We start from the raw sequence: 19,711 nt of genomic DNA on the forward strand, positions 1-19,711 counted from the left end.
GCTCCGCTGGCCCTTCGGCTACATGTCGATGTCGTTGTCGAAGTCCGGCATCGGCGGCGCTGGGGGCTCCGGGGCCGGGGCCGCAACGGGCTCGGGCTCCGGCGCGGCGACCTCCGGCTCGGGCGTGGCGGCCGGGGAGCCCGGGGTCGGCTCCATGTCGCGGTCGTGCTCGGCCAGTTCCCGGCCCAGCCGTGCGTACTCGGCCTCGAAGTCCATGCCGGTGTTGCGGCGCTCGCGCTCGATCTCCTCAGCCTGCGGCTGCTGGCGCTCCGCCTCCCGCTGCTGCTCGGCGGCCTGCTCCCGCTCCTGGGCGCGCTGCTGGAGGATCTCCTGAGCGAGGCGGGCCTGCTCCATGGCCTGCATGAGTTCTTCCTCCGCCGACATCTGGGGCGCCGGCGCGGTCGGCGCGGCCGGGGCGTCGGGGGCCTCCGGGGCGTCGAGCTCGGGCTCCGGCGCGGGGGCCCGGCGCTCCAGCTCGCGCTTGGCGAGGTCGGCTTCGTCGCGGACGGTCTGGGTCTCCTCGACCCACTGCTCGCGGGTCTCCTGGATCTCCTGGAGCCTCAGCGCGCGCTCGCCCATCGTCTCGGCGATGCTGCGGCTGGTCTCCGCCCGGTCGAGGGTGTCCTTGACCAGCTCGCTGGGGTCGATGTCCGCCTGCAGGGTGGTCGCCTGCTGCAGCTCCATCACCTGGTTCTGCCACATCTGCGGGTAGGTGTAGCCGCCCGCCCGCGACACAGCGTCCATGGTCTCGGTGATCCGCTGCTCGTGCTCGGCGGCCTCCTTCTCCGCCATCTCCTGGGCGCGCAGCTCCATCTGCGTGGCCTGGTCGGCGAAGTCCCGCTGTGCGGTGAAGGCCTTCTGCATGTCGTCGGCCACGTACGGCGGGGCCCAGCTCTCCTCCCGCTCGGCGCGCTCGACCATCTTGCGCAGCGTCTCGTCGGACGCGCGGGCGATGTCGGCCTCGCGCTCGTCGACCCCCAGGGCCCGGCGTGCCCGCTCCCAGTCGGCGCGGGCCTCGACCGAGCCGCGGGGCGGCTGCGGGCCGATGGCGTTGCGCTCGTCGTCGTGGCCGTGGGCCTCGCGGTAGCGCTCGACCCGGCCGGCCCGCAGCTCCCAGTCGGCCCGCGCGATCGGGTCCTCGGGCACCGGGCCCAGGCGCTCGATCGCCCACGCCGGCTGTTCCTCGGCGACGCGCTGACCAAGCCGCTCGGTGCGCTGGTCCATCTCGGCCGCCCACTCCTGCATGACGCGGCCCAGCTCGCCCTCAAGCTCCGGGGTGCGGGCGGTGTAGGAGTCCATGGCCTCCCACTGTGCCTCGCGCTCGGCGGCCTGCCGCTGGGCGACCTCGTTGTCCTGGCCCGCGTGGAGGACCTCCACGTTCATCGTGAAGGCTTCGTTCTGCTTCATCAGCTCCTCGAAGTGGGGGTTCACCTCCTCGACGGCGGGCTCGTCGAGGACCAGGTCCTCGACGTCGGCGGCGTCCAGCTCGCCGGCGGCCTCGCGGGCGTCCGCCAGCTGCTCCTGCTGCTTCTCCTGGTCCTCCTCGTCGTCGCTGAACTGGAGGGTCTCCACGTGCAGCTGCTCCGAGAGCGCCTGCTTGAGCAGCTCGGCGTGCGGAGCCTCGGCCTCGGCCAGCTGCTGCAGCTCGGCCGGGTCGACCGGCTGGTGCGCGGCCTCGATCGCGGCGTCGACCTTCTGCCGCTGCTCGGCCAGCGCGGCGCGCTGCTCGGCCTCCTCGGCGAGGACCTTGGCACGCTCGGCGTACTCGAAGGCCCGCTCAAGACGCCAGTGCAGGGACGCGGCGTGATCCTTGGCGGTGTCCAGCTCGCGGGAGCGGGCGGTGCGCACCAGCAGGTCCTCGGCGTCGTAGCCCTGCTCCTCGACGTGCCGGGCCAGCCGCATCAGGCTGCCGTAGGACTCCTCCGAGCGCAGACGCTCGTACTCCTCGGGGCCCAGCGCCTGGTACAGGGCCCGGCTGTACTTCTCGTCGGCCTTCTGGTCCTTGACCCCCGACCAGGCCGGCTGGAGGACCGCAAGGTTCTCCCGGCGCTCCAGCTCGGCCTCGATCACCTTCGTCGCGGTCTTCTCCAGGCTGCTGCGCTGCAGCGTCGAGTTGAGCGCGGCGAGGTGGTGGGGGACCTCCTCCGGCTTGATGCCGTCGCCGTCCCGGTAGGTGATGACGTAGCCGAAGTTCCCGCCCTCGCCACGGGTGAGCATGACGTACAGCGCCTCCCGGCTGGTCATCGCCGGGTCGACCAGGGAGTGGCACACCCCGACCGTGCGGCCCTGGGCGCCGTGCACGGTCGCCGCGTAGGCCAGCTCGACGTGCTCCTGCACGTACGCGGCCGGCAGGTGCATGAGGGCGCCGTCCTCCAGCCTCACCGTCAGCGCCCCGTTGTCGCTGATGCCGGTGACCTTGGCGACCGTGCGGTTGACCGCGAAGTCGCCGTTCTCGGCCGTGATCTTCCGGTCGTTGCGGCGCAGCTGGATGAGGTCGCCCACGCCCGCCTTGGTCTCGATGCCGTGCTCCTCGCGGCCGGTGCGCAGCACCACACCGTGCTCGGAGACCTCGCCGAGACGGACCAGGTCGGCGCGCACCCGGGCCGACAGCTCCGCGACCTGGGCGTTGTCGGAGGCGATGAGCAGCGGGTTCTTGTTGTCGCGGAAGTCGGTCAGCCACGCCCGGTAGGCGCGCTCGGTCATCTCCTCGGCGGAGCCGCCACGGAACCGGCCGTGCAGCTCGTACTGCTCCAGCGCGGCGGCGTCGCCGGTGCGCAGCTTGAGCGAGGCGTCGGCCTCCCACTGCCGCGTGACCTTCTCCCCGGTGACGGGGTCGACGTCCCGGAAGCGGCGGACCTCGTCGAGGAAGTGCACTCCCGGTGCCTCCTCGACCCACTGCGCGAACATGCCACCCGCGCCGACGGCGGGCAGCTGCGCCGGGTCGCCGGCGGGAATGCACTTGGCGCCCGCGGCCTCGACCAGCTTGCGGATCTCGTCGATGTCGGTGGTGTCGGTCATCCCGTTCTCGTCGAGGATGACCAGCGCACCCCGCGGAATTCGGTACTTGTCGGCGTCCCGGGGAGGACGCCCATCGGCGATCTCCTTGTGGACGTCCAGCAGCTTGCTGATGTTGGCGACGTTCTCGATGCCCTCTTCCTTGAGGACCTCGGCGGCGCGCTGGCCGCTGGCCAGACCGATGACCTGCCGGTTCTCGTAGGACTCCCAGACCTCGGTGAGGGCGGCCATGGTGTAGCTCTTGCCCGCGCCGGCCGGGCCGACCAGCAGGTCGACCTTGCGGCCGGAGGTGGCCGCGGCGCGGACGAAGTCGGCCTGGGCACCCTTGAGGCCGCGACGCTCGATGACTTCCTCGACCAGCTCGATGGGCACGGTGGGGGCGCCGCGCTCGCCCGCGAACTTCCGCAGCCGGTCCTCGACGCGCAGGTGCTCCTCGGTGGCGTAGCGGTCCCAGGTCGAGGGGTTGGGCTCGTAGATGAACGTGCCGTCGCGGCGCTGCAGCTCGGCCGGGATGTCGACCAGGGCCGGGGCCTTCGTGCAGACCACGCCGTTGTCGGCGGTGGGGGACAGGGCGTCGTCGGCCAGCTGGTTGAGCAGGTCGGTGACCTGGTGGGCCTCCAGCCCGCCGAGCGTGTCGGGCAGCTGCTTGGTCAGCTCCACGATCAGGTCGGGCCTGGTCCAGGTGGGCTTTTGCTCCTGCACGGCCTCGATCGCCCGGCGCTGGATGACCTCGGGGTCGAAGGGCTTGGCCGGCCGGTGCAGCTGGTGCACGGCGGAACGCTCGGCGACCAGGTCCGGGACGTCCGCGAGGCTCTCGCGGAAGCGCTCCTGGGTGGCCTTCTCCCAGCGCTGAAGCAGCTGCTCACGGGTGGTGGCGTCGTGCTTCTTGGCGTTGCGCTGGTCGAGCGTGACGTACTCCGACATGCGGGCCAGCACGTAGGCGTTGGGCTTGACGCCCATCTTCTCCTCGTACGCCTTCTCCAGCTCGGCGACGCCCTCGACGATGCCCCTGCGGCGGCTGCTGTGCAGGTCGCGCCGCTCCTGGGAGATCCCCACGATCTCGCGGGCCTTGCCGTCGGGGCGCATCTCGACGCGGACGCCCCTGACGCGCTCCAGCGCCTCGTTGCTGACGAACTCCGCGATGTGCCCGGCGGCCTGCTTGTGCTTGAACAGGCCCCGGCCGTCCAGGGAGCGCCACACGGTCTTCTCCTGACCGGTGACCGGGTCGACGTCGACCGTCTTGACCTTCGCCAGCACGGTCGCGTGGACGTGCAGCTGGGGGTCGTCGTTCCGGCTGGTGTGCTGGGCGAATCCGGCGACGATGAACTCGTGGGCGTCCACGTACCGGCCGGCCGCGCGGCCCTCGACGGCCTTGCCGTGGTGTCCGGCGCGGGAGTAGCCCGCCTCCTCCTGCATGTACTGGATGCCGGCCTGGACGCCTTCCTTCCAGCAGTCCCAGACCTCCTCGGCCTGGCGGGTGTACTCCGCTGCCGTCTCCAGGTCGCCCGCCTCGCGCGCCTCCATCGCCTTGACCTGCAGCGAGGCGTGGTAGACCGACCAGGACTTCGGCGCGGAGAACGTGAGGTCGTAGTACAGCGTCGCGGAGGGGGCTTCCTTGCGGACGGAGAACTCGATGCTCTTGATCTGCTCCGGGCTCAGCTCACCGCCCGGGGCCTGCGCGCGGGCCTTCTCCATCGCCGCGTCCAGGCGCTTCTCGAACGCCTTCTCGTAGTTCTTCGGGGCGTTGCCGAGGGTCGCCTCCTTGCGGATCTTCTTCTCCGCCTTGGCGTACTCCTCGGTGCCCTCCTCGTGCGGGATCGCTTCGAGCTTGGCGTACATCTCGTCCCGCTTGCGCGGGTCGATCCAGTGCGTGAACAGGTCCTCGAAGACGTCGTTCTGGACCTCGCCGGACAGGCCCAGCTCCTCCAGCCCGTCGCCGAGCCAGTAGCCGGGCGGCTCGCCCGCCTCGCCGATGCTGCGCAGGTAGTAGTGCTCGGCGCCCTGACCAACTTCCTTGGTCAGGTACCGAGGGTCGCTACCAGCGGAGATCGAAAGCATTGCAACGCAGCGTAGCTGTTTTTCAAGATCAACAACAGCCATCGGATCGTGATGCATAGGTGTGCTGGTTTGTTGTAGTGAGCATGAGTCTTACGGTCTGTAGGTGGTCCGGATGATCAAGATGAGAGATGAGGTCCGATGGCCTAGGGCTGCAGAGGGTCAGAATGTCCCATTTAAGTCTGCCTCTTGAGGGGCCTTCACGGGTTCGCCGGGCGGCGGGGCTTGGGCCCACGGGCCTTGAGACGCGCGCGGTTTGTACCGGAATGCTCCGGTCGGCGGCCACGGGGCCGCGCCCAACTCCGGGCGCGCGCTGCGGAACCCCGAGACGGCCGGCCGTCGCCGGAACCGGGAAGCCGTGGTGGCCACCGTGCGGGCGCATGCGCTACGGTCGGCACCGACGACAGCGACCCCCGCCGGGCTTCCCGGCGGGGGTCGACTGTTACCGAAGGGCGGTCGGCGAACGTCGGCGGCCTTCCCCACCCACCCCGGCCGCGCGCGCCTGGCGCGGCGGCCGGCTTCCCCGCCGGACCGGGCCGGGCGGCCACAGTGCGTGACCGGCGCCGGGGAAGTTCCCCGCCCGCCGTGCTGCGCGTGGGGAACGGCGGCGCACCCTCGGCGGCGGCTGGGGAAGCTCCGGCCGCACCCGTTCCCCGGGACCGGGGAAGTCGCGTCGAGCGTGGGGAAGGTGGGGAACTCGGCCGCGCCGGGGAAGTCCGGCGAGCCGGGGAACTTCCCCATCCGCACGGTCTTCCCCACCCCCGGCCGCTGGGGAAGTTCCCCACGGGCGGCTGCTTCCCCACCCCGCCGGACGGCGTACGTCTTCCCCACTCGGTGGGGAAGCAACGGCGGGGAATGCTGCCGCGAGTCGCAGACGAACATCCCCGCCCGGGTTCCCCCCCGGGTTCCCCACCCCGCCTTCCCCGCACCCTGCCCCACCGCTCCGCGCACGCGTCGGGGCGGGACCAATTGGTCCCGCCCCGGGGTACTGCCGGTCGGTCAGAAGAGAGAGTCCTGGTGCGCCCCCGTCGGGTTGCCGGCGGCGAGCGCGGCGGCAATCGCCGCGTCGAGGTGGTCGGGGTCGGCGGCGGCGATGGCGGCCTGGACCGCCCGTGCCCGGCCGATCGCGCCGCGCACGTCGGCGAGCGCGTGGCCCGCCAACCTGCGGCGACTCGCGGCGTCGCGGTTGTTGTCGCCCCGGGTGCCGAGCAGCCAGTGGGCGGGGTTCTGGCACGGCGGCTCGTCGCACCGGTGCCGCACCACCATGCCGGCCGGGATGGCATCGACGCCGTGAGCGAGGCGGTAGCCGAAGAGGTGGGCGGGGACGGTGCCGCGCCGGGTCTTGCCCGGGAGGGAGAGCGCGCGGAAGGTTCCGTGCGCGGTGTCGCTCAGCCCGCCGGTCCACCACCAGCAGTCGTCCGGGCCCCTGCGCAGGACGTGGCTCCAGTACCGCGCGACGGTTTCCCCATCGGCGAGCAGCCTTCCCCACGGCACGCCGTTCCCCGGTGGGGAAGACATGTCGACTTCCCCACCTTCCCCGGCGCCGGGCGGTTCCCCGCTGGGGAAAGCGGCGTCGGCCTCTTCCCCACGGGCCGGGCGGGGAAGCTCGCCGTGGGGAAGTGCGGGCCGCTGCCCGCTGGGGAAGTTCACCGCTGCACCAGCCGGGCGGGGCCCGGCCGGGTCGTGGTGGGGATGGTGTCGGGGTCCGCGTGCACGAGCAGGGCCTGGGGCCACGGCCACTCGCGCACCACTTCCCCGTCGCTGTACGTGATGGCGACGGTGGTGTGGTGGTCGGGGTCGTAGGCGGCCTCGGTGAAGTGCCGCCACCCCTCCGGCGGGTCGCCGTAGATCCGTACCCATCCGCCGGCGAGGACGTGGGCGAGATCCTTCACGCGGATCTCGCGCGCCTCGGGCTCCCACACCGCGATGGCCGGCGCGGTGCCCGCGTCGTCGTCCTGGTCCTCGTCGTCGGGTCCGTCCTGGGCGGCCAGCTCGGCGGTCGCCTCGATGTCGACGTCGCCGGTGCCGTGGAAGCACACGATGGCGCCGTGCTCGTCGGTCTCGGTGTAGCCGGGGAGGTCCTGGTCGTCGTTCTCGTCGCCGGTGCCGTAGGTGCCGCGGGTGCAGTCGGGCGCGGTACAGCGCCAGACCTCCTCGCCCTCGACCTCGATCCGCTCGGTCACGGTCGAGCAGTCCGGGCACGACGGCGGTGTGACGGACGTCACGGGCGGCTCCCGTCGTCGGCGGGCGGCTCGTCGAGCGGTGCGGCGGTGCCGGGCCGGCCCGCGAGGCCGGTGCCCCGGCAGTGCCCGCAGCGCCCGGTGCCGTCGCTGTGGGCGTTGCGGCAGGTGGCCATCTCGTCGGAGATCAGGCGGGTGAGCCACGGCAGGTGACCGGGCTGCAGGTTCACGTCGGCTGCCGCGTTCCCGGCCGGATCGGTGAGGCTGACCCGGCTGAGGGGTGCGGTGTCCGCGTCGGTCGGGTACTCCGCGACCAGCTGCTGCAGGGCGCCGGCCAGAACGTGGGTGCCGTTGACCACCACGTCGTCCTCGTAGTCCTCCTCCTCGTCGCGGTACAGCCCGACGACGGCGAGCCTCTGCCCCTCGGGCGTGAGCGCGGGGAGCGTCCCGTACTGGGCGGCGGCTTCGACGACGGCCCGGGTCTGCTCCGGAGTCCACTGGTCCAGCTTCCTCAGCAGCGCCTCGACGTCGAGGTCGAACCACGGCTCGGCCTTCGAGTCGAGCAGAGGGTTGCCGACTTCGACGAAGGTGGCGTGCAGTCCGGCGGCGACGTCGTCGAGGTCGGGGGTCGGGTCGGCGCACAGGTAGGTCATCCCCACCACATCGCAGATGGCGAGAGCCTCGTGGAAGGTCAGCGAGACCTCGTGCAGGCGGAAGGTGCGGGCGACCAGTGCGGGGCCGTCGAGCAGGGGCATGGGGTCACTCTCCGTCTGTCGTGTTGGCGGCAAGGAAGGCGCCGGCGGCGGCAGCGGCCTCCTCGCTCGTGTCGTACGTGAGGTCGGCGGGCGCCTCCTGCACCTTGCGGTTGGCTGCGGTGGCGATCCACCACCACCCGCCCTCCTCCGGGTGGAAGGAGACGCGGGCCTCGCCGCCGTACATCTCGAAGTGGATGGGCTCGCGGTTGTTCGCCTCGTTGATGACGCTCACCGCGCCGGGCCAGCGCAGCCGCGCGGCCTGCCGGGTGATGTCCCACGCCTTGCCCAGCTGCGGGTAGCCCGCGCCACGGTGCCCGGCCTCGGAGGCGATGAGGGTGGCGGCGGCGTCGGCGGCGTCCTTGACGGCGCGCAGCGCCCGCAGCGTGGCCAGGTAGCGGTCGGGGGCGTAGCCGATCACCGCGTCGCGGGTCCTGGGCGGAACGTCGGCGATCTCGTCGGCGCGGCTCCAGATCTCGCCTCCGAGGCGGTAGGCGAGGCGCTGCACGTCGGCGGTGAGCTTGTCCTGCTGCGCCTTGGTGGGCTCGCTCCACGCGGGGTCGCGGAGCTTGAGCAGGTCGTTCCAGTAAGGGCTGCCATCGGTCATGAGACAAGTGTAGTTGTCGTGACCCATTGACGACAAGCGAACTTGTCAAACTCTCGGATAGGGGCGGATCGGCTTCGCTGGGGCGGCTCGGCGCCCCCCAGGGCTTGTTATTAGCCGCCAAGGTGGGCGCGGACTGATGAGCGAGGCTGATCTGCGGCGGCGCCGCTGTACGCGGACCCGGGCGGGCAGATATGACATGGGCGTCCGTGCACGACTGGGGGTGGTGGGGGTGAGCACCGTGTGGCCGCTGCGCCGGTCTCCGGAGGGGACCCGACGCGCGTGGCGTCAGCGTGAGGAACTGCAGGTGATCCTGCGCGGCGAGTACGGGCCGCGCTGGTGGGAGGTCGCGCCGGCGTTCGCCGCGGTCGCGGTCGCCATCGGGTTACCGCTGTCCGTCATCGGCTGGCTGTGGGCGCGGCTGGGCTGGTGGGCGGCGCTGCTCGCCACGGGCGTCTTCGCGTACGGGGTCCGGGCGGTGGTGCTGCGCCGGCGAGAGGTCGCGGCCCGCAACCGGCGCCGGGCGGTGCGCTTCACCCTCGACCAGATCGACGCGGCCGACGACCGGGAGTTCCGCCGGATCGTCGGTCGGCTGCTGCGGCGTGACGGGTGGACGGCCAAGGGGGTGCTGGTCAACGACCGGGGCACGGTGCACCTGGTCGGCAACGACCCCAGCGGGCGGCGCATGGGCTGCGCCTTCGAGCGCGGGCTCACGGCGGCCGGGCAGGACGGGCCGCGCTCGGCGGCCACGCTGCGCCCGGTGAGCGCGGCCCCGGACGACGACGGTCCGGAGGAGACCGGGGGGCCCGCGCCGCTGCTGCTGATCGTGTCCTCCGGCTCCTTCGCCCGGCAGCGGGTGGTGTGGGCGGCGAAGAACAACGTGCGCCTGGTCGACCGGGGCCAGCTGCAGCGGTGGGCGGCGGGGGAGAGTCTGCGGGTGCTGCTCGACCTGGACCGCGCGGACTGACAACTGCACGGGACATGCGGAAGGGCCCGGCGCTGCCGGGCCCTTCGTCGTTGCTGATGTGCGGTCAGCTGCCGTGCGGGGGCAGGCGCTGCTCGGCCAGCTGCTCGACGGCGGTGATGCGGTCGGCGGTCCAGCCCGGCTGGGGCATCAGGTTCTGCAGCAGGCGCGGGAGCTTCTTCGCGGAGACGATCGTGACGCCCTGGACCTCGAGGCGTCCCCGCGGCCCGGGGACCTTCGCGCCATGGACGGCGACGAACGGCCGAACCTCGCACCCCAGCACGCGCGCCGCCTGCTCGGCCTCCCACACGACCTTGCGCAGGTCCTCGCTCTGGTCGTAGCGGCCGTACCGCAGGGTGCTGCCCTCCACCCTGAGCTTCGACTTCTTCGAGCGCCACGCCTTCGAATCTACGTACGCGACCCCGGCGGTCCCGATTACCAGGTGATCCAGGTTCGCCCGGCTCCCGGGGATGGCCCGGTCGTGCAGGACCGCGTAGCCGCGGCGGGCGAGCGGGGCCAGTAACCGGGCGGTCGCCACCTCGCCGGCCGCGCCCTTGGCCCAGGAGTTGTCCGCGCGGCGGTAGGTCTGCCGGACTCCGTACGCCGCGACGGCGACGGCCACGACCAGGCCGGCCTGCCACACCGTGGCGACGGCCGCGGCGATGCCGAACACCACAGCGCACGCCGCGGTGACGGGCAGCGCGACCTTGGCCCGACGGTGCTGCGCGGCGCGCTCGGCGGCGCGGGCCGCCTCGGCGACCTGGCGGGCGCTGGCGCCTGCGCCTCCGCGTCGTCCCGGTGCCATCGTCATGAACGTCCCCCTCCTGCTTCGCTGCTGCTGCCTGTACCGGGACCGTAGCGCTGCGCACCGACACGGCGTCAGTGCGCCTGCGCCCGGCCCCGAAAGGCGTGCTGGGCGCTCAGGCTCCGGAGGGGCGGCCGGTGTCGCCGAACTCGACGAACCGGGCCAGCGCCCGCTCCACGGCGGGCTTGCCTTCGGTGGTGGCGGTGATCAGCCGGTCGAAGTAGCGGGTCGCGGCCTGCTCCTGGTCGGCGGTCAGTTCGATGCGGCGGTCGGGGCCGGCCGCGGTGACGGCCGCGGTGACGGCCGCGAGCAGCGCCGCGGTGTCGTCGTCCTGCATCTGGAGCACAGCGACGGCGCGGGCGAGCCGGGCCACGACCTGCTCGGCGGTCTCCGGGGTGCGGTCCGTGCCGTACTGCTCGCCCGCCTGGTCGAGCAGGCTGCGCAGGTCGGCGTAGCCGGTCTCGCGGGCGAGGGCCTTGCGGCAGTGGTCGAGCAGCGTGACCAGGACCTCGACGTCGGCCTGGTCGACGGGCGCGGCGTACAGCGGGGTGTACTCGTAGCCGTCGGCGCCGAGCACCGTGTTGCCGGTGGCGTGCTCCTCGCCGGTGAGGAGCGTGCGCCGCTCGTCGCGCAGCCCCTCGGGCAGGGCCTCGAAGATCCGGCCCCATGCGGCGTGCACGGCCTCGCCGTCGAGGCCGGCGGGCAGGGTGTAGAGGTCGTCCGCTCCGGCGCGGGCGTCGCGGGTGGTCTGGTCGAGCCAGATGAGCAGCGGTTCCTCCAGGTCGAAGAAGTCGGCGAGGAAGGACTCGTGGGCGGGCAGCAGCGTCGGCGCGGTGTCGGTCATGAGGGTCGCTCCTGGGTGGTGGCGGGCGGGTTGAGGAACGGCTCGGTCAGCTCTGCGGGTGCTGGCAGGAGGGGCAGCCGATGGACTCGGCCGCGTCGGCGGCGGACGCGCCGGCTGCCTCGGCGACCGCTCGCCAGCACACGGGCACGCCGGTCTCGTCGAGGGTGCGCCCTGTGGGGAAGTCTTCGTCCGGGCCGTAGAAGACGGCCACGAAGGGCTCGACGCCCGGCAGGACGATGCGAGTCGGCTCGATGTGGAGGTCGAACTGCGGGGCGGGCGGGATCGAGGCGAGGCTCTCCCACACCAGGCAATCCAGCACCTGCGCCACGGTCCGGCACTCGTGGTCGTGCCCCGCGCACAGGTCCCAGGTGCTGCCGTCGGTACGCAGCACCTCCAGGCCGTCGGTGATGGTCAAGGTGATGGTGTCGGCGTAGTGAACGGGCCGGGCGGCGGGCGCGGACGTACGGCGGCGCAGCAGCTGGCGGATGTTCATGGGGTGTGGTCCTCCTCGTCGTCGAATGCGTCGGTGATCAGGTCGGGCCAGCGGGCGTGGCCGCGGAATTCGAGGCGGTGGCGCAGCATCGCCGCGGCGTGGTCCCGGGGGACGTCCAGGGCGAAGTCCTCGTGGGCGCGGGCGATGACGTCGCCGACGGTGATGCGCATCGGGATGGTGATGTGCAGGTCGACGACGGGTTCGGCGAGCCGGGCGCGCACGGCGGTGGTAATGGCGTCGTCGGTGGCGGCCTGCAGCTGCTTGCGGTAGTGCTCATCGCCCCGTCGCTGTCGGCGTTCCTGCTCCAGCCGGAGCAGGAACGGGGTCAGCAGTGCGGCGAGCAGGGCGAGTAAGAGGACGGTACCGACGAACCAGAGCACGGCTACTTCTCCTCGGCGGCCGGGGCGGCGGGGTCGTCGTACGGGGCGACGACGCGGCCGTCGGCGAACGCGCGGCGGGTGCGCGGGACGTAGGTGGGCTCGGGGGTGTGGCCGTCCTCGGCCTGGTAGAGCTCGGTGGCGTTGATGCCGTGCTTGTTGAGGGCCATGCGGTAGTGCTGCCAGCCCTCGTGGCCGTAGAAGGTGCCGATGGGCTCGCGGCAGGTGACGCACAGGGCGTCGTCCGGGCGGGTCAGCTCGTCGTAGATCTCGACGGCGTCGGACAGCGCGCCCTCCGGCAGGGCGAGGCGCGGCCCGATGGAGTCGAGCAGCTCCTGGACGGTGCCCAGGTGCCGGTCGCTGACGGCGGCGAGGGCCTGGCCGACGATGCCGAGCAGGGCGGCGGTCTCGGCGGTCACCGTGGTCAGCTGCGCGTGCAGGGCCTCCAGCCCGGCCCGGGTCCAATCGACCTCCTGCTGTGAGGGTCCGCCGGCATCCCAGGTGAAGCGCCCGCCCGCCGCTGACGGTGCCGGCCGGAGCGGCTCGCCGCGGGAGTCGACGGCCGTGCGGCCGGCGGGGCGGGTGCCGCGTTCGGCGACGGGGAGGGGGACGACGGCGGCGACGCGCTCGCCGTTGCGGGTGACGTAGGTGATGGCCCCGCCGTCCTTGGCGCGGTCCACGACGGCGGCGATCTCGTCGCGGACCCTGCGGATCGGGTGCTCGTACTCAACTGCGCTCATGTACCAATGGTACCGCGCTACGTGTACCAAAGGTACGCGCTTGCGAGAACTGGGAGGGGAGACTCCGGGACGTCTCCCGGGGGACGGTTGTCCGGCGCGACGCGCGCCGTGGGTCGGGCCTGAGCGGTGTTCCCTCGTTGGACGGCACTCACGGTGGGCCCTGCGGGCGTTCGGGGGTGGCGGAGCCTGCGGAGCTGCCCCCGGGCGGTCGTAGGGCATGGTGCGGAGGGACGGCCAGCGAGGGAGCGCCGCGACCCACCCCAACTCCCCACCCACCTGCGCGTCCTGCTGCCCCCTCCGCAGGATGGCCGGGGGTCCAGGGGGCAGAGCCCCTTGGGTACCGCCGCGCGCGGCGGTGAAGGCCGGGACGGCGGCCGGCCTACTGCGAGACGGCCCGCCCCCTGCCTCTCCAGTTCCCGCCCGCCTCGCGCGTAGGGGGCGCTGGAAACCCTGGCCCCACACGCGCGATGGGGCTGGACCAATTGGTCCAGCCCCATCCCTGTGGCCGCGTCCCGGCTACGCCCCGGGCGGGGGCGGGCTGCCGACGGCGATGCGGGCGCCGACCAGCTGCCCGGCCTGGGCGGCGGCGCGCAGCGCCTTGGTGGCGGCCTTGTCGTCGTGGCGCAGCTCGGCGAGCCCGACGTTGCCGACGTAGAGCACGGCCCAGCCGTAGCGGGCGGCCAGCTGCAGCCAGCCGTCCGGCAGCTCGACGGTGCCAACGAAAAACTTCTCGCCCTCGGGGTCGAGGATGAGCAGCCCGTCCTCGCCGGCGGGGCCGTGGTCGAGCAGCAGCACGCCGATCCACTCGGGTACTTGGGCCGGGGCCTGGCGGATGCGGGAGACCAGGTGGAAGCCCCGGGCGAGCAGGTCGCTGGCGACGATGTTGGTCAGCTCGCCGGTGGGGTTGTCGGTGACGACGTACGCCTTGCCGACAGTCTCGGCGACCAGGACGGGCAGGTCGGCGCCACCGTGGTCGAGGACGGCGGCGGTCATCGTCATGTCGTAGCCGTCGGCGGGCGTGGCCGGGGCGAAGTCGGGTCCCATCTGGATGACTTCGGAGCGGCTGCACCGGTCGTGGGCGTAGGAGACGTGGGTGAAGGCGCCGTTCGTACGGACCACCATGTTCACGGTGCCGTCCAGCGGCTGGCGGCAGGTGACGCACCGGCCGTCGGTCAGGGAGACCTCGGCGGCGCGGGCGAGGCCCTCGGGACCGAGCAGGGCCCGCACCTCCGGGCTCATGTGCAGCTCAGTCACGGGCGTGCTCCTGGCCGTGCTCGTCGCGGACGGCGGCGGCGTGCTCCTGGCGGGCGTAGCCGCGCGGGTCGGTGTCCCATCGGGCGTCGGCGGCCGGCACGGGGCCGCGGCCGGTGCCGTGGGCGCGGTCGTGCTGCAGCAGGCGACGGGCGGTGTCCTCGGCGTCCTGCTCGCTGGTCGCGGGGTCCTCGACCTCGGCGAGGGCGGGCACGGCGCGGTCGGCGAGGGCGGCGCGGTGCACCAGGTAGGTCCGCTCGCGCTGCTGGTCGCCGGGGTGGACGGCGCGCTCGACGTCCAGGCGCTCGACGCCGGCGGTCGCGCGCAGCAGGGCGAACTCGGTGGTGCTGCTCATCTGGTCCTCTCGGTGATGGGCCGGACGGCCGGAGCCAGCTCCAATGGCTCCGGCCGTCGCCGGGTCTTGGTGGGTCACGCCTGCTCGGGGGCGTCGCCGCTGGTCTTGTCGCCGGTGCGCAGCTTGTGCACGGCCTGCCGTGACATGCGGGCCCGTCCGGCGACGTCGGAGTCGCTGTGGCCCCAGTGGACCACCCGGGCGACCAGCCGCGTGCGCTCGGTCTCGTACTTCTTCAGCCGGGCGACCTCGGCGCCCACGACGGCGAGGCGGTCCCAGTCCTGCTCGCGCAGCCTGGCGCGGTGGCTGTAGGCGGCCTCCTTGGTGCCGAACAGGCGCACCCCCTGCTGCGCGGCGTGCGTCTCCTCGCTGCTGATCCAGGCGTCCAGGGCGGTGTCGGTGGTCTCGGAGGTGATGTCGCTGGCGTCGAGGCGGCGGTGCTCGGCGTCCCAGTCGCGGAAGTCGCGCGCCGGCCGGGGGTCCCCGTCCAGCAGCACGGTCCGGTACCAGGACCGCACCCCCAGCACCTCCAGGCCCACGCCGCTGCCGTCGCGGTACGGGGCGCCATAGACGTTCTTGATCTCCGGGTGCCAGTGCTCGTTCGATCCGAGGAACCGGGTCTGGTACTCGCACTCCTCGGCCAGCTTGTCGAGGGACAGCCCGAGGAACTCGGGGCGGTAGACCTGGGGGAAGCGCCGGACGACGTCGGCGAAGTCGACCAAGTCGGCGTCCACCTCGGGCTGGGCGGCCTCCCGGTGACGGGAGGTCAGGCGGCACAGCTGGCGGCCGGCGCGCGCGGAGGCGGCCGACCAGTCCAGCTCGCCCCCGGCCTCGAAGAGGCCGTCGAGCAGCTGCTGGGCGTACGGCGCGACCAGGTCCAACAGCGCGTTGGCGGCGTCGACGTCGAGGTACGGGTGGCCGGTGAAGCCGGAGTCCACGTGCCAGCTGAGCAGCTCCGGGACGGGCTCGAACCACATGTGCGGCCCCGACCCGGGCAGGAAGGGCTTGCCCGGGTGCCAGCGCCTCCAGGTCTCCTTAGGGACGTCGTTGATGGCCTTCCAGCGCGGGTTCCACGACTCCCGGTGCTCGGTGCTCTCGTGGAAGCTCAGCTCGCCGGTGCGGGTGTTGAGCAGCACGCTCTGGTAGCCCCCGGGCGCGTGGGCCCCAGCGACGGGCTCCGACGGGATGACGCTCTGCACGGCCGTGATGGTGACGCGGGGCGCCTGGTAGGTCGCCACCTCGACCTTGGGCACGGACACGGTCTGTTCGCTCACGCGGTTCTCCTCGCTGAGTCGGTCTGACGTAAATAGGTTGACGGTCTCTCAGGTAAACGTCAATCAGTTGACAGGGATTGGCCGGAACCAATAACAAGCCCTGGGGTGGGGGTCGCACCCAAGATCGACCGAACACAGCAGCAGCGCCGGAGGCGGTCAGGCCGTGGCGATGCGCCGCTCGATGCGGGCCCTGGCTGCGGCGTGATCTCCACGGCCGTCGGCGGTGCGCGGGTAGCGTCGGCGGGGCTGGCGGGCCAACGTCGTGAGGACCAGAGCGGTCTGCTCCTGGTGGGTCTGGACACCGGTACGGATGCCTGCCTTGGGGGCGTGCATCCACTCCTCCTCCTGCTTCCACCAGCGGTACAGCTCGATCTCAACGGCGTACCGCCGGGCGCGGGTGGCGAGGCGGCCGTGAGTGCCCAGGGCCTTCGCCGCGGCGACCAGAGAACCGCACCGGGGGCGGTAATACGGGGTGCTGGAGCGCTCGGCGGCGAGGGACTGTCGGGCAGTGTGCTGGTCGGCTCCACGGCTGCGGAGAACGGCTCCTGTGGCCGTACGGCAACGTTCTCCGGGCACGGCCTGGCAGGTGGGGCACTCGTGGTGGACCGTCATCACCGCGCGCGTGGCGACCAGCAGGTCTCGCATCCTGCCCAGGTGCTTGGCGACCGTACGGGCGGCATATCCGGTGCGCTCACACAGCTCGGCGAGGCTCAGAGCACGGTCGGCGTGCAGGGCCAGCTGCTGGTAGACGCGTCCGGCGTGGTGGCCCAGCCCGCCGGCGTGCTGCTCGGTGGCGCGGCCGTGGGAGAAGAGGTCGGCCTGACCTGCGGCAAGACGCTTTTCCAGGTGGGAGGTCAGGGTGGGCCGGTTTCCCCCTTCGGGGGGCGGGTTCCCTTGTGTCCCACCCCGGGCAACAGGGGTGAAAGCAGGGTGCGAAGCGGTGACGGGGAGCAGTTCGTAGGTGCCGGCTGGACCGGTGTCCTCGGCGTTGCCCAGCCAGCTGTCGAGGCGGAGGCGGCCGAACGCCCGGTGCATGGTCGAGCGGCCGTAGCCGGTGGCGAGGGCGGCCCGGCGGACGTCCAGGCTCAGCACGGTGCTGCCGGAGCGCAGGGCGAGCAGGCAGAACAGATCCAGCGCGGCGCGGTCGGCGGGCCCGGACTCGGTGGCCCAGCGTTCCGGGCAGGCGTCAGCGGCCTTCTGCAGCTCCTCGACCAGGGCGACGACCTCGGCGAGGTTCTCGGTCCACTCCAGCGTCTCCTGGCAGATCGGCTGCTTGGCCGCGAACGCCACGCACCGCTCCCACTGGCGCTCGAACTTCTCCTCAACCTCGGCTTCGTCGAGCATGACGCGCAGCGGGCCCACGCCCGGTGAGGTGCACAGGTGCAGCAGCCCGCCCTCGCGGTAACGGCGGTCCTCCAGCAGGCGGGCCACCATGCCCTGCGACCAGCAGCGCCGGGCCAGCCGGGTCAGGATCGTGCCGCAGACCTCGCTGACGCGGTCGGCGGGCGGGCGTCGGGTCAGCAGCGCCATCGTCTCGCGGTCGAGCGCGGTCCGCGGCGTGCCGGCCAGCCGGGGGCCGTCGTCATCGATGACCTCGGCGAACTCGTACTGGCCCACGACCTTGGGGCGGACGTCCTCGGCGGCCGGGACCGCGTCGATGATGAGCAGCAACCGTACGAACGCGTCCGACGGGTTGCCACAGGTGTCCGGGGTGAGCAGCTTGGCGGCCTGGCGCGGGCTCAGTGGGATCAGCAGCTCGCTGCGGCCACCGTTGCGGTGCGGGGCACCGATCGGACGGACCGCGCCCGTGCGGGACTTCAGCAGGCCGTAGTCGAGCGTGGGCAGACGCTTCGCGGCGGCCACGGCGATGGCCTCGACCAGATGGCGGTCCAGTAGCGTCTCGGCGGCCACCCATACGTGCCGCCCGCCGGCGGAACCGGAGGCGGCGACCACATAGGTCAGCCCGGCCTCCTCCAGCCAGCGCAGCAGAGTTGCGAGGTCCGGGAGGACGTCGCCACGCTTGGTGTCGAGGTCGAAGCAGATCCACCGGAACGCGCGGAAGAAGCTCGACAGGTAGATGGCGTACGGGCCGCGCGGGGCGCCGTGCAGGGAGTGCATGGAGCGCTCGACGTACTTGTGCTGCCACTGGCCCGAAGAGTTCTTGGTGTCGACGCGCAGCGAAAGCCGCGGGGACAGCCGCAGGAACAGGTCCTGCAGGTCCACGCTCACGGCCCGCGGGGCGGGAAGGACACCGGTATGAGGGTTGTGAATCGGGGCAGATGACGGGCTGTGCACGCCCGCCTCCGGGGACACTCCGGGGGCGGCCATGAGCTGTCCGGCACCGTAGCTGTCCGCTACGATGGTGGCGCTCCTAACTCCATATGCACGCCGAAGCCCCCCTTCCGCCTAGCGGCGGAGGGCTCCAACGCGACCAACCAGGCGCGTAACTGGGCTCCGAACTTCATATGGGCTGGTTAGGACACCACCGCCCGACAGTCGCCGTGGAAAGCGTCTGTGGGGCTTGACTCACCTCCCTCGGCGAGGGCGAGGCCCCCGGTTGGAAGCCGGGAACCTCTGGGACTGCGGCGTTTGGAAGACGCCTCTGGACGGGTTGAGCAGCAGTGCAGTGATGCGATGGGTTTCAGCGGCCTGGGAAGAGACGCTGGACCCGGTACGTCGTAGGGCGCCGCCCCGGTTGGAAGTGGACCGGGGCTTTTTGGCGCCCTTCGACGCTTTTTCAGATGATCAGCCAGTCATGGGGAGTTCCCCCTGGTCCGGCTCACCGAAGGCTTCGCGGGCCCACACCGGGCGACCGCTCTCGTCGAGCTGGTCGCGCATGATGAGTTCCGCGATGTACTTGCCCATCGAGACGCCTGCGGCTCTGGCGTTGGCGAACGCCTTGGCGTGAGCTTCGGGCGGTACAAGCGGCGACAGACGCACCAGCTTGTTCTTGGACTTCGAGTCCGCGACGGGCGGCACGTACTCCCGCTCGCGCACATCCCGACTTCCATAGGGCCTAGACATGCAGGTGATCATGCCACGAGAACAGTTCATGTACGTACCCAAAACGCGGGCGCGTCTCGTGTTTTTTCTGGGACGGGTGGTTTCATCTGCCGTCCCTGGGTGAACGACTGACGGGCGATTAGGGCGCATCGGGACGTTCGGGGTTGCTCGGTGCGGTTCCCTCCAGGGCAGAAAGGCGGTCAGCGGCCGTACGGCAGCATCACCCGATCCGGGCATGAGCTTCCCCTCCCTATGCGTGACATGGCCTCTCACTAGCCCTAGACGGACCAGCCTCCGGAATCGTTACAGCTTTGGGGACACGAGTTTTCGCACGTCAGGTGGTGTCCCCTGGGCTGGCACGGCTGTCCGGGGCCGTGTCCCGCCCGGCGGGAGGCGAGGAGTCTCCCGTGCAGACGGTTGTCCGGGCCTTGGGGCGTCGGTCGTGTTGTCACAGAGAGAGAAACGGCAACCGCCGGATTTTGTGACACCCCAGAAGCCTCAGTCTGTTGCCGCCGTCATCGGCTGGCGCCCTCGGGCCACACCACCCGTACCGGGACGCCGTTGCGTTCGGCGTACGCCACCACGTCCGCCGTGCCCCCGTAGCCCCGCGCCGGCTTCCCGTCCCAGACGGCAATCAGCTCCTCGACCAGGCCGACGAGGATCTCCGAGCCTGCCTGATGGGCTTCGGAGGTCGACTCGGTCATGCCGGTGTGGTGCACGTCGGCCGCGCGGCTGATGAGCCGGTCGTAGACGGGGTGGTGCCAGTCGGGCAGGCCCTGGCGGTACTCGGCGGCCGGGACGACGACCTCGAGCCTGCCGCCGTGCTGCAGGACGGTTTGGGCGAACCAGGAGTCGGGACCGTCGGCGATGCAGGAGACGCCGACGAGTTCGGCCGGGTCGTACTCCTTGACCCGGTCGGTCAGAAGGGCCCGCACCTGTTCCTCGACTTGCGTGCTCAGTCCGCGGTGTCCGGTGATCCCCACCCTCATACCGTGCTCACCC

General features: G+C 72.1%; 17 protein-coding genes. 1 reads left to right on the forward strand and 16 read right to left on the reverse strand.

Going from position 1 to position 19,711, the window contains the following annotated elements; translation table 11 throughout:
* Positions 1-18: 18 nt before the first annotated feature.
* From mobF to ACGFZN_RS38975, 5 genes are all read right to left on the reverse strand, one after another.
* Positions 19-5,073, reverse strand: coding sequence for a MobF family relaxase (gene mobF / locus ACGFZN_RS38955; protein WP_393863224.1), 5,055 nt, complete (start codon positions 5,071-5,073; stop codon positions 19-21).
* A gap of 996 nt (positions 5,074-6,069) precedes the next feature.
* Positions 6,070-6,588, reverse strand: a complete 519-nt coding sequence (locus ACGFZN_RS38960; protein ID WP_393863225.1) for an HNH endonuclease — start codon at positions 6,586-6,588, stop codon at positions 6,070-6,072.
* Positions 6,589-6,716: 128 nt separating this feature from the next.
* Entirely contained in the window at positions 6,717-7,295 is a 579-nt protein-coding gene (locus ACGFZN_RS38965) for a hypothetical protein (protein WP_393863226.1), read from the reverse strand.
* Complete coding sequence (locus tag ACGFZN_RS38970) at positions 7,292-8,005, reverse strand: hypothetical protein (RefSeq protein ID WP_393863227.1); 714 nt, start codon at positions 8,003-8,005, stop codon at positions 7,292-7,294. The genes ACGFZN_RS38965 and ACGFZN_RS38970 overlap by 4 nt, the downstream gene beginning before the upstream one ends.
* Positions 8,006-8,009: 4 nt before the next feature.
* The gene (locus ACGFZN_RS38975; protein ID WP_393863228.1) at positions 8,010-8,609 is read right to left on the reverse strand and encodes a hypothetical protein; all 600 of its coding nucleotides are present in this window, start codon (positions 8,607-8,609) and stop codon (positions 8,010-8,012) included.
* A gap of 229 nt (positions 8,610-8,838) precedes the next feature.
* Here ACGFZN_RS38975 and ACGFZN_RS38980 point away from each other — a divergent pair, with 229 nt between their 5' ends.
* The gene (locus tag ACGFZN_RS38980; RefSeq protein WP_393863229.1) at positions 8,839-9,573 is read left to right on the forward strand and encodes a hypothetical protein; all 735 of its coding nucleotides are present in this window, start codon (positions 8,839-8,841) and stop codon (positions 9,571-9,573) included.
* A 64-nt stretch (positions 9,574-9,637) separates the two neighbouring features.
* Here ACGFZN_RS38980 and ACGFZN_RS38985 read toward each other — a convergent pair whose 3' ends face one another.
* The 11 genes from ACGFZN_RS38985 to ACGFZN_RS39035 form a co-directional block, all read right to left on the reverse strand.
* On the reverse strand, positions 9,638-10,381 hold the full coding sequence (locus tag ACGFZN_RS38985; protein ID WP_393863230.1) for a nuclease-related domain-containing protein: 744 nt from the start codon (positions 10,379-10,381) through the stop codon (positions 9,638-9,640).
* A 109-nt stretch (positions 10,382-10,490) separates the two neighbouring features.
* Positions 10,491-11,219 carry a hypothetical protein gene (locus ACGFZN_RS38990; protein ID WP_393863231.1) on the reverse strand — a complete coding sequence of 243 codons (729 nt, stop codon included), beginning with the start codon at positions 11,217-11,219 and terminating at the stop codon, positions 10,491-10,493.
* 46 nt (positions 11,220-11,265) lie between these two features.
* Positions 11,266-11,712 carry a hypothetical protein gene (locus ACGFZN_RS38995; protein WP_393863232.1) on the reverse strand — a complete coding sequence of 149 codons (447 nt, stop codon included), beginning with the start codon at positions 11,710-11,712 and terminating at the stop codon, positions 11,266-11,268.
* Positions 11,709-12,092 (reverse strand): hypothetical protein, encoded by a 384-nt coding sequence (locus ACGFZN_RS39000; RefSeq protein ID WP_393863233.1) that lies wholly within the window; start codon positions 12,090-12,092, stop codon positions 11,709-11,711. The genes ACGFZN_RS38995 and ACGFZN_RS39000 overlap by 4 nt, the downstream gene beginning before the upstream one ends.
* A 2-nt stretch (positions 12,093-12,094) precedes the next feature.
* Positions 12,095-12,829: a hypothetical protein gene (locus ACGFZN_RS39005; protein WP_393863234.1), complete on the reverse strand. Its 735-nt coding sequence runs from the start codon at positions 12,827-12,829 to the stop codon at positions 12,095-12,097.
* A gap of 516 nt (positions 12,830-13,345) precedes the next feature.
* Positions 13,346-14,083 carry a hypothetical protein gene (locus ACGFZN_RS39010; RefSeq protein WP_393863235.1) on the reverse strand — a complete coding sequence of 246 codons (738 nt, stop codon included), beginning with the start codon at positions 14,081-14,083 and terminating at the stop codon, positions 13,346-13,348.
* Complete coding sequence (locus ACGFZN_RS39015) at positions 14,076-14,435, reverse strand: hypothetical protein (RefSeq protein ID WP_393863236.1); 360 nt, start codon at positions 14,433-14,435, stop codon at positions 14,076-14,078. The genes ACGFZN_RS39010 and ACGFZN_RS39015 overlap by 8 nt, the downstream gene beginning before the upstream one ends.
* A 74-nt stretch (positions 14,436-14,509) precedes the next feature.
* Entirely contained in the window at positions 14,510-15,706 is a 1,197-nt protein-coding gene (locus ACGFZN_RS39020; RefSeq protein ID WP_393863237.1) for a hypothetical protein, read from the reverse strand.
* A 156-nt stretch (positions 15,707-15,862) separates the two neighbouring features.
* Positions 15,863-17,935, reverse strand: coding sequence for a hypothetical protein (locus ACGFZN_RS39025; protein WP_393863238.1), 2,073 nt, complete (start codon positions 17,933-17,935; stop codon positions 15,863-15,865).
* A 516-nt stretch (positions 17,936-18,451) separates the two neighbouring features.
* A complete protein-coding gene (locus ACGFZN_RS39030) occupies positions 18,452-18,742 on the reverse strand; it encodes a hypothetical protein (RefSeq protein WP_393863239.1) in 291 nt (96 codons plus the stop codon).
* A gap of 482 nt (positions 18,743-19,224) precedes the next feature.
* Complete coding sequence (locus ACGFZN_RS39035; RefSeq protein ID WP_393863240.1) at positions 19,225-19,698, reverse strand: hypothetical protein; 474 nt, start codon at positions 19,696-19,698, stop codon at positions 19,225-19,227.
* Positions 19,699-19,711 lie beyond the last annotated feature (13 nt).

The organism is Streptomyces sp. NPDC048192 (genome assembly GCF_043202415.1).
GTDB lineage: Bacteria > Actinomycetota > Actinomycetes > Streptomycetales > Streptomycetaceae > Streptomyces.

Excerpts from the sequence above, each read along its gene's own strand:
- mobF (WP_393863224.1), bottom strand. The coding sequence starts at position 5,073 with ATGCTTTCGATCTCCGCTGGTAGCGACCCTCGGTACCTGACCAAGGAA.
- ACGFZN_RS38960 (WP_393863225.1), bottom strand. The coding sequence starts at position 6,588 with ATGTCTTCCCCACCGGGGAACGGCGTGCCGTGGGGAAGGCTGCTCGCC.
- ACGFZN_RS38970 (WP_393863227.1), bottom strand. The coding sequence starts at position 8,005 with ATGCCCCTGCTCGACGGCCCCGCACTGGTCGCCCGCACCTTCCGCCTG.
- ACGFZN_RS38975 (WP_393863228.1), bottom strand. The coding sequence starts at position 8,609 with ATGACCGATGGCAGCCCTTACTGGAACGACCTGCTCAAGCTCCGCGAC.
- ACGFZN_RS38985 (WP_393863230.1), bottom strand. The coding sequence starts at position 10,381 with ATGACGATGGCACCGGGACGACGCGGAGGCGCAGGCGCCAGCGCCCGC.
- ACGFZN_RS38990 (WP_393863231.1), bottom strand. The coding sequence starts at position 11,219 with ATGACCGACACCGCGCCGACGCTGCTGCCCGCCCACGAGTCCTTCCTC.
- ACGFZN_RS38995 (WP_393863232.1), bottom strand. The coding sequence starts at position 11,712 with ATGAACATCCGCCAGCTGCTGCGCCGCCGTACGTCCGCGCCCGCCGCC.
- ACGFZN_RS39005 (WP_393863234.1), bottom strand. The coding sequence starts at position 12,829 with ATGAGCGCAGTTGAGTACGAGCACCCGATCCGCAGGGTCCGCGACGAG.
- ACGFZN_RS39015 (WP_393863236.1), bottom strand. The coding sequence starts at position 14,435 with ATGAGCAGCACCACCGAGTTCGCCCTGCTGCGCGCGACCGCCGGCGTC.
- ACGFZN_RS39030 (WP_393863239.1), bottom strand. The coding sequence starts at position 18,742 with ATGATCACCTGCATGTCTAGGCCCTATGGAAGTCGGGATGTGCGCGAG.
- ACGFZN_RS39035 (WP_393863240.1), bottom strand. The coding sequence starts at position 19,698 with ATGAGGGTGGGGATCACCGGACACCGCGGACTGAGCACGCAAGTCGAG.